Annotated in this window: 10 protein-coding genes and 1 riboswitch; of the genes, 2 read left to right on the plus strand and 8 right to left on the minus strand. The window is 36.6% G+C overall.

Features of this window, described 5'->3' with window-relative positions; genetic code table 11:
* Positions 1-28: 28 nt before the first annotated feature.
* The 4 genes from ACNSTQ_RS16880 to ACNSTQ_RS16895 form a co-directional block, all read right to left on the minus strand.
* Complete coding sequence (locus ACNSTQ_RS16880) at positions 29-1,141, minus strand: polysaccharide deacetylase family protein (RefSeq protein ID WP_418200991.1); 1,113 nt, start codon at positions 1,139-1,141, stop codon at positions 29-31.
* Between the two features lie 116 nt (positions 1,142-1,257).
* Entirely contained in the window at positions 1,258-1,650 is a 393-nt protein-coding gene (locus ACNSTQ_RS16885) for a (2Fe-2S) ferredoxin domain-containing protein (protein ID WP_418200992.1), read from the minus strand.
* Between the two features lie 372 nt (positions 1,651-2,022).
* Positions 2,023-2,236, minus strand: a riboswitch (cobalamin riboswitch).
* A 68-nt stretch (positions 2,237-2,304) separates the two neighbouring features.
* Positions 2,305-3,054 (minus strand): type I methionyl aminopeptidase, encoded by a 750-nt coding sequence (map, locus tag ACNSTQ_RS16890; RefSeq protein ID WP_418200993.1) that lies wholly within the window; start codon positions 3,052-3,054, stop codon positions 2,305-2,307.
* Positions 3,055-3,453: 399 nt separating this feature from the next.
* Entirely contained in the window at positions 3,454-6,222 is a 2,769-nt protein-coding gene (locus ACNSTQ_RS16895; RefSeq protein WP_418200994.1) for a GTP-binding protein, read from the minus strand.
* 624 nt (positions 6,223-6,846) lie between these two features.
* On the opposite strand from ACNSTQ_RS16895, the gene ACNSTQ_RS16900 reads away from it, so the two are divergent.
* Both ACNSTQ_RS16900 and ACNSTQ_RS16905 read left to right on the plus strand, forming a co-directional pair.
* Positions 6,847-7,143, plus strand: coding sequence for a hypothetical protein (locus ACNSTQ_RS16900; protein WP_418200995.1), 297 nt, complete (start codon positions 6,847-6,849; stop codon positions 7,141-7,143).
* 158 nt (positions 7,144-7,301) lie between these two features.
* The gene (locus ACNSTQ_RS16905) at positions 7,302-7,643 is read left to right on the plus strand and encodes a hypothetical protein (RefSeq protein WP_418200996.1); all 342 of its coding nucleotides are present in this window, start codon (positions 7,302-7,304) and stop codon (positions 7,641-7,643) included.
* Between the two features lie 197 nt (positions 7,644-7,840).
* Here the strand turns inward: ACNSTQ_RS16905 and ACNSTQ_RS16910 are convergent, their stop codons facing one another.
* From ACNSTQ_RS16910 to ACNSTQ_RS16925, 4 genes are all read right to left on the minus strand, one after another.
* The gene (locus ACNSTQ_RS16910) at positions 7,841-9,013 is read right to left on the minus strand and encodes a cyclic nucleotide-binding domain-containing protein (RefSeq protein ID WP_418200997.1); all 1,173 of its coding nucleotides are present in this window, start codon (positions 9,011-9,013) and stop codon (positions 7,841-7,843) included.
* 224 nt (positions 9,014-9,237) lie between these two features.
* Positions 9,238-9,495, minus strand: a complete 258-nt coding sequence (locus ACNSTQ_RS16915; RefSeq protein WP_418200998.1) for a hypothetical protein — start codon at positions 9,493-9,495, stop codon at positions 9,238-9,240.
* A 124-nt stretch (positions 9,496-9,619) separates the two neighbouring features.
* Positions 9,620-10,528, minus strand: coding sequence for a fumarylacetoacetate hydrolase family protein (locus ACNSTQ_RS16920; RefSeq protein ID WP_418200999.1), 909 nt, complete (start codon positions 10,526-10,528; stop codon positions 9,620-9,622).
* Positions 10,529-10,541: 13 nt separating this feature from the next.
* The gene (locus ACNSTQ_RS16925) at positions 10,542-12,521 is read right to left on the minus strand and encodes a sodium:solute symporter family protein (protein WP_418201000.1); all 1,980 of its coding nucleotides are present in this window, start codon (positions 12,519-12,521) and stop codon (positions 10,542-10,544) included.
* Between the last annotated feature and the right edge of the window lie 8 nt (positions 12,522-12,529).

The following is a 12,529-nucleotide window of genomic DNA, read 5'->3' on the forward strand; positions in this document are numbered from 1 at the left end:
TTTTCTATCTATATCAACACAAAATTATTTACTGTGATAATAAAGTCTGAACGGTAACAAATCGATACCCTTTAGCTCTTAAGTCATCAATAATCATCGGTAACGCTTCTACCGTTCCATCAAGGAGACGGGCATCTGTTTGAAAGTTATGCTGCAATACTATCCCGCCCGGTGATATATCCCGCTGTACTATTCTTAAGATTTCATCTCCTGATAACCCGCTCCAATCAAGCGTATCAACAGACCACATAATCGTTCGAAAGCCCATTTCATGTAGGACAAGTGCATCAGATTTTGTTATTGCTCCAAATGGCGGACGAAATAAATCTGGTTTTCTGCCGACCGTTTTCTCCATTATATTTTGAGTCTTTCTTATTTCTTCAATTACTCTACCCGTCATTTGCCGTGGCAGTACGGGATGGCTCCACGTATGATTGGCAATACCATGTCCTTCATTGACGATTCGTCTCATTACATCTGGAAATGCTTCTACTTGCTTACCCATTACAAAAAAAGTAGCTGGAACTTGTTTACTTTTGAGGATGTCTAAAATTTTAGGAGTATAATATCCATCCGGTCCATCATCAAAAGTTAAAGCCACTAGTTTTCTTGCTGGATCTCCATGATAGATAAAATTAGGTGCTGAACGAATATTCGTCGTAATGAAAGTCCGTTCGAGTTGTGGATTATAGGTTGTTCTCATTCCAAATTTCCGGGTAACATCTAGTAATGGCACAAATATATCGCCAGCGAATTCTATCGTTCGCGTCGATAACGGTTGACGTTTCCATTCGCCTGTCGCTCTTACAAAATCATCTGAATAGTTTTGTCCAACGGGCAACGCAAAGCAAATATTTCCATCGGTAAAAACAACAGAACGATATTGCTCATTCCAATCAACCCTCACGCCAGTATGTTTTAAAAACAAAGAAGGCACCATCAACTGGCCATCTCTCATAATGTACTTTGTTTTTACAGGCAGATTGTCAATAAAAATAGGTGCTTCCGGTAATCTTGATTCTTGTGCATATGTATGAGTCGAAAAGGATGTATTAATGAAAATCGCCAATAATATCATACAAAATATTTGTAAATGCACTTTCTTTACCCTTTTACGATACAACACCGTCACTATTTGCATTTATGTCTCTCCTAGCTATTAAATTCATATTAGACGATGTTATATTTACCAATTTTCTGCTAATTTATTTATTAAATTTAGGGTTGATGGAAAACCCACACTGAAATTTTTTCACTTTATAATACTTTAGATACTTTTTTTACACGTTCACGATCTTTAAATTCCCCTACAGGAACATCACCATGCCTTCTAAACCCATTTCCATCAAAACAATGACTGATTTTATTTGTCATTCTTGCCTCATTTACTAATGAATTAATGAGGTCAGAGGCATCATTTGCAGCTAAATCCTTATACCAGATGCCTTGTGGGTAGGCAATTAACACACACTTATCCTGACATCGCCCATTACATTTCGTCCGTGTAGTATGGATCACGTCGTCAAGACTACGTTCTGATATCTCTCTTCTTACTGCTTGTGTTAAATCCTCAGCTCCAGCCTTATTACAACTACTACCATTACAAATTAATAGATGATGTTTCGTCTCCGATAAATCCCATGTCGCCATTCTGTAACCTCCAGTTTTTTATTAGCTCTGTTAAATTGTTAATGTTCGGCTTAAGATTTCGACTAAACTGCTGTGAAACTATCATTTCACACGCATAGTGCACCACGAACTAGATTCAGCAACAAGTTAACACAGCCTTTTTTTATTAATAGACAATCATCGTTAATCTACCTTCAGGAAAGAGTTAAAAGTAAAGTGTCTATGTAATTCTAGAAAAATTCAAACCAAAAAGCATCTCTGCCTTAATAAAGGGTCAGAGATGCTAATCATAATTCATGAAATTACAAATGGAACAATAGTCTACATTCAAAGCATAAATAAAGATAGACATGTTCAGCATTCTAACCACTTCCCTAACAGCCCCGTAGGTCAAACAGTGATGTTAAAATAGGTAGGTCTCCTGACTTAGGGTACTTCTTTCAGTCCTTCCCAGGTATTTCCCAGTGGATCAATCTGAAAGTCTCAGTAGTTTAACTACTGATACCCAACACAGTGGCGGGTCCGTGTCGGCATTGAACCGAACTTCCCTATTAAGCTTGTAAAAGCAGTTCTGCTTTTATCTAGCACCTATTTTCTAGTATGAAGTTGATCAAGTCTATTAACCGATGACTTGAGTTAATAGTAGACATAATGCAGAAAATTGTCAATACATGTTTATTCTTGTGATGTAAGCAACTTCGGCCCTGTTTTAGTAATCGCTAATGTATGTTCATATTGTGCAGACCATTTTCCATCCACTGTTCTTGCCGTCCAGCCGTTATCATCCATTTGACTAAACCAAGTACCTTCGTTAATCATCGGTTCGATCGTTATAACCATTCCTTCTTTGAGACGTGGTCCTCTGCCCGGCGAACCGAAGTGTGGAATTTGTGGTGCTTCATGTATTGTTGGACCAATACCATGTCCTGTAAAGTCTCTAACCACCGAAAACCCTTCTGACTCAGCATACGTTTGAATGGCATGGCCGATATCGCCGAGTCTATTTCCAACTAATGCTTGCTCAATTCCTTTATATAACGAGGTTTTCGTTACATTCATTAACTTTTTCATTTGATCCGAAACATTCCCTACTGCATACGTCCATGCCGAGTCGGCTAATCCACCGTTTAAATTAATGACCATATCAATCGTGACGATATCCCCTTCTTTTAACGGTGTTTTCCTTGGGAATCCATGACAAATTTCATCGTTTATAGAGGCGCAGGTTGCATAAGGATAACCTTTATAACCTTTTTGTTCAGGTGTTGCGCCATTCTTCATTAAAAAGTTCTCCACAAACTGATCAATCTCCATCGTGGTTATCCCAGGTTGAATTAACTTTGCAATTTCTTTATGACAAGCCGCTAACAACTTGCCGGCCTCTGACATTTGATTGATTTCTCTTTCAGACTTCAATGTAATCATAGGATCATTCCTTTACAAATCAAATAAAATACAACACGCAGACTTCAACCGCACTTTGAAACTAATTGTATACCCCTGCAATAGATTAGTTTTCCACTTATGATCTTCTTTAAAACATAAATTTGATCATATCTTAGATAATGAAAGAAGTACCGTGACCAGTCGTTAATTGTAAAACAAGTATCAGCATCTTTCCATATACCATTATTATGCTATTAAACTAAAGACTACTCAAACTATATATAAAGTTAGATACCTTTTCAGGACGGTGAAGCGGGGGCTTTGGTCATGAATAACGACTTTTTAACAGAGCAAAAAAACCGGATTTGCCATGTAACAATTCCGGTTTTTTTCTTTACTTTCAATAGTTTGGGTTTACATAATTACATAATTGTTTACTTATGTGAGTAACGGGCTCTTAAAATCATCTTTTTGCATCCATTCGTATTGTAGTAGTCTTACCTTAAACAGAGTGATAGGGTCCTGATATTGTTCTGGGTTGGCTTTTAATCGTTCTAGCGTATCTTTTTTCTGTTGAATATCTTGTTGTTCTTCTTCAATGACTTCGTGGATGACATGGAAAGGTTCACTAAAGAACATCGTAATATCACGGTCCAACCCTTTCTCAAATAATTCAAATTGTAAAATAAACTGATTAGTAACCGTGTTTGCAATCTTTTCATAGTCCTCATTCTCAATAAGCTTCTTATACATATTACATAACATCGTTTTATTTGGACGAAGTGTTCCAAAAAGCTTTCCGGCACTTTTTAATACTAACTGAGACGGGGTCGAACGGTTGAGAATATTCAGCATGTCTAATTGAACCCCATTTGATAATCGGTTAGCATCACGACTCCAATCATCTAGTACTTTAAAGTCACAATTAAGCTTTAGTCGCTGTTCCCCATACATCATATTAAAGCCTTCGCTCATTTCCCCCAAGTAGTCTTGACTCAAGTAAAATTCCTCGGTAGCCATCTCGATCCAGCCTTGAATCGCTTTTGAAAATCTCGGTAAAACCGTATGTTCAATATAGTTATGAATCCTTTCGTTCATTTCTTGATTAAGCTCGATATGAATTTTTCGAAAGTCACTTTCTTCTTTAATAAGGGCTGCACAATCTCTCAATAATTTAGGAATTGTCAATTTAAGATCTAACTTAATATCTTCCTTAATCGTATGGTAAGAACTTTGAATGACCTTCATTTTTTCCTTTTCTAAGTCACTTAACTGATGAACTGCTGCATTTAACTTAGAAACCATATCTTCTTTCCATACAATGGCCTCTGTCATTTCATTTTCCGTTTCTACTCTCCTCTTTAGCAAATAAGTAAGCGCTTCTCGGATGTAAAAAAGTAAGTGCTGATTTCGTTCGGTGGTTCGCGTTTTTTGGTTCAGAGCCTCTCGAATAAACTCAGACAATTCATCCACTTGTTTGCTGCTTTTATTGTGCTTTGAATAGGGGAAAATCTTTGCTTTCGGAAAATCTTCAGCCAACTTTGCACGTATTTCTTCTACCATCTTCGTTACTTCTTGTTCATGATAGATCGCATCGGTTTTTAATAAAAAGTGAACTCGTAAATGAGGCACATTTTCTTGTATTTTCAACAAGAGGTCCCGCTCTCTATCTGTAAAAAGAGTGTTAGCTGTTAGGACAAACAACAACCCATCAGCTAAATGTAGAAATTTGTTCTGTTCTTTTTTATTATTTTTAATGGCTTCGAATGTACTACGGTCAAAATCAGGAAGTTCGATTAAATTTAATTGATTTTCTAGAAGGAATTTGGCGGGCATTTTAAATTGCACCAGAGACGTTTGCGAGGTTGTCAGGTCCTCTTCTTGCTTCATCTCAGCAAAGTCTATGAGACTTGAAACCGTTTGAGTAGATGTTTCCGTCACTTCACTAATGTCTATCTCTTCATCGTTACTATATAAAACAACAGTAGAAGGCGGAGTTGTTCCAATATTTCCACCTATAAGGGAATGAATGACCGATGTCTTGCCATTCCCTGTCATACCAGCTACTAAAAGGTTGTTGGCTTGAAGATCTAAAATCTTTTCAACCGCCCACTTCAAGCGGTGATCAACGTTTAAATTATGTATTTCCCCCCACTTTACAATTTCTTCAAACAACTCAGAACTACGCTCAATTTGAGCTACAGGATGCGTCTGCTGTAGAATATACTCTGCTTTTTCTATGGTTGTCGGAGATAGTGTCCCTTCGAAAATATCATTCCATGCCATCACCGCTGTTGCAGCAAATAAAGCATGCGAAGTGTCAGCTAATTGTAACCAGTTCGTGAGTAAACTTGGAACGCTTCCTGAAATTTCATCCAGATAATATTCACCGCTTATTAATTCAAAATAAGTGTCTTGATACTTAGCTGACACTTCATGCCACATATCTGAAGTTGTGAATTCAAGATGAAGAAATAAACGATCAATTTCAGTAAGCCATGAAAAATAAAACTCCCCGCCTTGATAACTACTCCAGAAAGCTACGACTAGCTTCTCAAAACTTTCTTGATTTACATCATATAAAACTTCAAGAAGTTTTGAGAAATAATGAGGTGGGATTTGTTTCGTTAACCCTTCTTCGATATAACCCTTCAAAATATCGAACCATTCCATCTGTTGTGTACGAATCGCTTCATCGACAGCAAGTTCAATGGCACTACTCCAATCACGATACCTTTCGAAAAAAGTTCGAGCGGCGTTTGTGACATTTGGATAGTCTGGATTGACAGATACAGCTCCTTTAATAACGTCTGCAGCAAAATCCAATTGACCTTGTTCGTTATAAATTGTAAATAACTTTAATGCCACTTCCGAATTTAAAGTTAAGCTGTCACTGTTTACCGATTGATATAAATCAATGGATGCTTGTAATTGACCTATTTCATAATAAGCGTCTGCCATATTTTTTATTGCCCATTGCTCTAAACCATTATGTACCTTTTCCCATTTAAATATAGCCGCTTCAAAATCTTTATTATGAAAATATACTTCTCCTTGTGAATAACGAATATAAGAAAGGTCTGCCTCTTCCTTTCGTTGTTCATCTATATATAAATGTCCTAGAAATTGAACTGGGTTTTCAGTTGCTTCTTCTATAATTAGACTTTCAAAATACTTTTTTTGGATCAGGTGGTTTTCTAAAGTCATGTCTATTCCCCCAAATATGAATTTTTTGTCGAATGAGCTTACAACCCTCTTCCCTAATTTCAAATCAAATTAAACCAAGTATCTTTCATAAATAGTAGCAAATGTTTTAATTACAAAGGTTTCAGTTATATTTCAATTCCGCGTCAACATATGTAAAATAACCGCAAAATAAGGTTCAGTTACGGCAGTAGAGATTTGTAATCTGTAATCTGAAGCATTAGTGAGATTTTTTTACGGACTGGGAGGCCCTTATTTCGTCAAAATATACTAGTTTGCCACTCTTAGCGGACTGAGAGGCCTCTATTTCCTACGATTGTAGTGCAATTAACCACTTTTCTATAGAATAAGAGCTTCTGAGTCCGCTAAACCTTAGAAAACAGTGTTTTCGACCCAAATAAGGGCCCTTGAGTCCGCTAAAATGTGTTCAACGCCACTGTTCCATTTCTATAGTAATCTCTCAAAATAACAAACACTTCTAAAAAACTAATCTAAGAACATCGCAAAAATTGTAAAAGTCTAAAAGAGAAATGTTAAAGTCATGGATTCACTATACAAAGCGACCCTACCTGCGTAAGATGGCAATTGTAAACAGAAATTCAAATTCCATGAGGAGGTTTTTTCAAAATGAAAAAGCTATTTTTAACAGCAGCATCAACTATTCTTGCAGTAGGAGTTTTAGCAGCATGTGGAGATCAAGATTTAGATGATCCGACAATGACTGAAGAACCAGACTATGGAACAGAAACAGAAGGCGATATGGGTGGATTTGATGAAGAGCCTGCAATGGATGAAGGTACAGAAGACTTTGGTGGCTTCGAAGACGAGTCAGATGACTTAGAGTCTGATTTAGATATGGGTGAAGAAGAAGATACATTTGAGTTTGAAACTGAAGAAGACGACGAAATGGAAGACGAAGCTTAATATTATAACAATAGAACAACATGGACTATTCAATCAGTAGGAACGTTTCCTACTGATTGACAATCTACACTCGTAACGCTCCCCCACCCGTATCTATTAACGACCAAGATCGTAGGATACTTTGGCCAAAAAACTGGTCTTGAAACGGAGGGACAAATATGGATCGTCAATCAAAAAAACAGAGCCATACTCAAGAAAACAATCATTTGCCAAACGAGCATCATTCATCACCTGAGCAAGAAAAGAATAGAAAACCTTGGTACAACCAAGGTTGGCTCTGGCTGCTAGTCGCCCTACTCGGAATCGGTGTTTTGTTTTTCGGTTTCTCTTCTCTAATTAGTGAAATTGGAAATACAAATCAAGTGATCCAAGAACAGACAGAAGCAATCAATGAACAAAATAATGTATTACACTCTATTAATGAAGGAATGCAGGAAATTACAGTAACTATTCAAGACGCTATTAGTTCACTTAAAGACTCCATTAATGGTTCAGCATAATGGGTTGGTGATCAGGAATACAGAATTAATAAGTTTGGTGAATGTTCTTACAATATAGAAGAAGCGGATGACTAGAATGTCATCCGCTTCTTCAGTTTTATATAAGGTTTTAGCCATATTAAACAGATTTAATAAAGAAAGAAAGAAACCAAGAGGAAGACGGTGATCCTCATACGGTGACCTCCCTTCTTGTTCATTTAACTGATAAATTCCGTAAAGCCTAATATAAAAATAACCCATATACCTATTAGCATATGTGAAACACAAACACCGACGAATGACTTTTGCTTGGCAAACATCCAACCCCAGAATAAACCTGGAATAAAAGCCGAAAGTGCAAATAACGTCCCGATATGAGAGTGAGCCATGGCAAAAAGTAAATTCGATAGAATAATTGATTTCATATGCTTTCCTTTTGACCCTGGTAAAAATCGATAAAGGGCCGATTGCAAGCCCGCTCTCGCAATAAATTCTTGAACGACAGAAAATAGAATGTAAACAATAATGGTTAGTAAAAAGATAGAAAAACTAAAGCCTATTTCAGAAAACGCAGCAGTTGGATTAAATAATGCAATATCAGCAAATGCCGGTATAAAAGTAATAAGGCCCCATTTCAAAACCAGGAAAAAGAATAATACAGGCAGCGTAAGAAGAATAGCGTCTTTTACATGAACCTTCCATTTGTCCAGCGATAAACCGAAGGACTTTAACGGATATCCACTTTGCTTTAAGATCGTATACATAACAAACGCAAACCCGATTAATAACGCAACATCAACAAATGTAGACACCCCGTGATAATCAACAAAGTGAGTAAGCGACATAAGCATAAGTGTATAAATCGATAGAACGACTAATAAATTCGTAGCTAGTAACCCTAGGGCTTTATAGGATTTCAACTCCTTTTGTTGTCTTGCTTCTTTTTCTAGCATCATTTCATTCTTATGCTGTACTTCTAACGAAAGCTGCTTCACCATCTTCCGTAACAATTTTACTTGTAAACTTTTATAGTTAGGATTATTTAATAGATTTGTAACGTTAATTTTAATTAACAAGGAAGGTTGTCTCGTCCTAACAGCAGTGGTTGAACCATGACCACCAACCTCTGCTAGATCCCCAATAAAATCACCATCGTTTAAGACGGTTACTAACTGTTCGTGTTCTCTCTGTTCTTTATATAGGCCAACACTGCCAGTTTTGATGATATATAAAGACGGTTCAGGATCTCCTTCACGAACGATATATTCGTCTTTTTCGGTCATCATTACTTTTGAATGTTGAGTGATAATGTTAACCTCATCATCAGTAAACTCCGCCCCAAACGGATTATGTTTAATTTCATGATATACATTAAAAGTTTTACTGCTCATAGTAACCCGCTCCTAGTTTCGCAAGAGATGTTATTTTAGTCATACCTTTAATTATAGTAGATGCAATGGGGCAAATATAGTAGGTACGAGACAGCAATATTTAGTAATGTAGAAGGATATTAGAAACTAGGATTGGGGATAATTTACTAAAAAAATAGATTGTTATCAAAAAGGTACATGGCAACAATCTATTCTCATTTTACGAGCCTAAATTGAGGGAAATCTTACAGTTCGTCTAATTCTTCAAGAACTGCTGGATTGAATAAGGAATGTGACATTGATTGATCAATCTGTTCTAGAGGCAAATCACCAGTATAGGATTTGATTTCATGCTCAATCTTTCTTATATCTTCCATAACCACATCGTAAGCGTCAGTATCATTCTCTAGTTCAGTTATTTTGTTTTGCAACATTTGTCTTGTTTCCATTAAAATATGTAAATCTTGTAACTTTTCAACATAAGTTAATTCTCTTTCCATCATATCCCTCCTCCTTTGTTATACTTTCCAATTTTTTGATTAAATATGTATTTCTTGTTTAATGTTGAGGCATTTCTACTAAATGTTAAAAGCTATCCCGAATAAATACGGGATAGCTCAGTAGTGATTAGATGATTTTATTTTTTAAAGTACCTAAATGTTCAATCTCTAGCTCCACTTTATCTCCAGGTTCTAACCACCTATGGACTTCATTACCTAATTCAAGAATACAACCCGAACCGACTGTTCCAGAACCAAAAATCTCTCCACAATGAAGTGGAACTCCAGCAGATGCTCTCTCAATCATTTGGCCAAAAGTATAATACATGGTTTGAGCATTTCCTTCTGACAAAAGCTTCCCGTTTACTTTTGCGGTCATACGGAGGTTAAATTTATCTCCGCTACGGTATGGCTCTAATTCGTCTTTTGTTATAATATATGGCCCTATCGATGTAGCAAAGTCTTTACCCTTAGCTGGACCTAAACCAATTTGCATTTCTTTCATTTGCAAATCCCTTGCTGACCAATCATTTAATATTGTATAACCAAAAATATAGTCATCAGCTTCTTCCGCTTTAATATCTCTGCCATCTTTACCGATTATACATGCAATCTCCAATTCATAATCAAGCATTCTACAGGTTGGAGGCCTTTCTACATCTTCTTCAGGACCCTTTAAAACTAAGTGATTCGTAAAGTAAAAGGCAGGAATTTCATACCAAGCTTCGGACATTTTTATCTTACTTCTCTTGGTAGCATTCACCACATGCTCTTCAAACGCCATAAAGTCTCTTACACTTGGAGGAATTGGTATTGGTGTTGTCAGTTGTACTTCGTCAAAGTTATACGATGGTTCTATGAGATGTCTATTAATTTCGTTTGCTAACGGCAAATACTCTTCGTTAAGCTTTATAAATTCCAGTAAGTTACTTGGTAATTGGCCTTTACTAACCTCTTGCATATCTGCCACGCCATTACCTAAAATCCACCCTGATCTAAGGTCACCATTAGCATGTCTATATGTTACAAGTTTCATTAAGCACTCTCCTTTATATACTAGAATGTTGAATTGTAGTTGGTGGATATTTATTGACGAGACGTTTACCTGTTTCAGTAATAGTAACTTTCCGTCTCCAAACACCAAATTCTTTTACATGATTTTGTTTTATGAGTTTTGCTAAAACGACAGAAGCCTTTAAAGAATCGTACTCTTGTTGTTTTAAATATTTTTGCAACACATCGGTTCCCTCATTTAGCTTTTGTAAGAATAAAATATCTTCAAACGATACATTGTCTTCACTCATTCTTTTTTGCTCATTTGTTAACGAAAAGTACTTTTTTGCATCTTTAGCTAGCTCAAATGTATAAAATCCAGGCCCTGTATATTTTTGTCTAGTAATTAATCTTTTTTGATCTAAACTCTCAACAATCTTATTACTAACAGAAGAATCCACTCCGAGCATATCACTCACTTCGGCCATCGTGTTGTAACCAAAGTGGATGAGTTTTAAGACTGATTTTTCATCTTCATTCACTTCAATAGGGTCAATTACACTTTCTTCCTTCCAATCCTTTGCACCATAATAATTAGGTTTTGTCACTAAACTAATTAATATAGTGGCGGTTAATGTAACTACTAAACCTACTACTCCAATATGAGTATATTGAGCAATGTTAAAGATACCTGCCAAATCTAAGACGGTAAATAGAATTAATACAAATATTCCGAGGATTGCTCCCCAAAAAGCCCCTTGAATGGATGTACGTTTCCACCAAATACCTAAAAATACTAAAATTGATGGTGGTCCGAGCCATGCAGTGGAGAATGCAAATAAGTATAGTGGTCCCCCAGGATAAAAACAGAGTAACCAGACAAGTAAACCTAAAATGAGTGTAATAACTTTTGATGGGGTCGTTAATTGTTTTGAAGTGGCATTAGGTTTAAAGTACCGCTGATAGAAATCACGAACAGCTGTACTCGATGCTCCAATTAATGCTGTAGTTGATGTGGAAATTGAAGCTGCTAAAGCTCCTGTTAATGCGAGGGCTGCAATACCTACTGGAATGACTGTTAAGACAACACCAAACGCTGACATTGGATTAGCGGTTCCATTTGGTGCAAATTGATCTGCAAACATACTGCCTGCAAATAGTCCGATAAAAGCTAAAATGAGAGTTGGAATAAATAACAGTAATGCCCCATAGACAAAAGAAAGTTTTGCCGTTCTTTCACTTCTAGTTGAAGAAACACGCAACCAATAGTAGTTATTTCCCCATACTAAAAAGCAAGCAAATAATACAATAAAAGTTAGAATACTAGGATACTTAAGAGAAAATATCGACATTTGTGCATTAGCAAATCCACTAGTCCAATAACTAAAATCACCCGCCCAGTTACTGCTAATGAAACTCGTGCCTCCAAATTGAGTGAGGACTGTAATAAATAGTACTGGCAGAGCAATTAAGCCGATACACATTTGAATAAAATCAGTTAACGTAACAGCCCAAAACCCTCCAATATACGTAAATAAGAGGAACATAAAAAAGATAACCGATAACGTCCAAATAATCGGCCACCCTGTAAAACCAGTTGCAACCATCGCCATGGACACAACATTATTGGCCATAATACCAAGCAGTCCAAGAATAGTTGTCACTGTAATTAGGGTTCTTGTCTTAGCGTCATACCTCATTTCCAGCCATTCGGATAACGTATGAGCTCCTGAACGTCTAATGTAGGGAGCAAAAATAATCCCATATAATGCTAAGCCCCCAATGGCATATACAAGCCCAAACCCAAGTGATCCCCAAAATCCGGTTGTGAGAGCCAGCCCTGGAATAAGCGTAATCATCGTTCCTGCAAATCCGATCGCAGCAACCCCGAAAACATTAATTAACAAACTTACTTCTCGGCCTGCAATAAAATAATCATTCGAGCCTGTGATCCATTTTTTCGTAATGAAACCACCATACAACAGAATGATGATGAAAATGACACTATATAAAAGAAAGATCATATTAAAACTCATATTCTATC

The organism is Alkalihalobacterium sp. APHAB7 (assembly GCF_048323755.1).
Lineage (GTDB): Bacteria > Bacillota > Bacilli > Bacillales > Bacillaceae_F > Alkalihalobacterium.

Bases quoted from the DNA above. Each gene is read 5' to 3' on its own strand.
- ACNSTQ_RS16905 (WP_418200996.1), top strand. From the start codon at position 7,302: ATGGATCGTCAATCAAAAAAACAGAGCCATACTCAAGAAAACAATCAT.
- ACNSTQ_RS16880 (WP_418200991.1), bottom strand. From the start codon at position 1,141: ATGCAAATAGTGACGGTGTTGTATCGTAAAAGGGTAAAGAAAGTGCAT.
- ACNSTQ_RS16895 (WP_418200994.1), bottom strand. From the start codon at position 6,222: ATGACTTTAGAAAACCACCTGATCCAAAAAAAGTATTTTGAAAGTCTA.
- ACNSTQ_RS16915 (WP_418200998.1), bottom strand. From the start codon at position 9,495: ATGATGGAAAGAGAATTAACTTATGTTGAAAAGTTACAAGATTTACAT.
- ACNSTQ_RS16910 (WP_418200997.1), bottom strand. From the start codon at position 9,013: ATGAGCAGTAAAACTTTTAATGTATATCATGAAATTAAACATAATCCG.
- map (WP_418200993.1), bottom strand. From the start codon at position 3,054: ATGATTACATTGAAGTCTGAAAGAGAAATCAATCAAATGTCAGAGGCC.
- ACNSTQ_RS16900 (WP_418200995.1), top strand. From the start codon at position 6,847: ATGAAAAAGCTATTTTTAACAGCAGCATCAACTATTCTTGCAGTAGGA.
- ACNSTQ_RS16920 (WP_418200999.1), bottom strand. From the start codon at position 10,528: ATGAAACTTGTAACATATAGACATGCTAATGGTGACCTTAGATCAGGG.
- ACNSTQ_RS16885 (WP_418200992.1), bottom strand. From the start codon at position 1,650: ATGGCGACATGGGATTTATCGGAGACGAAACATCATCTATTAATTTGT.
- ACNSTQ_RS16925 (WP_418201000.1), bottom strand. From the start codon at position 12,521: ATGAGTTTTAATATGATCTTTCTTTTATATAGTGTCATTTTCATCATC.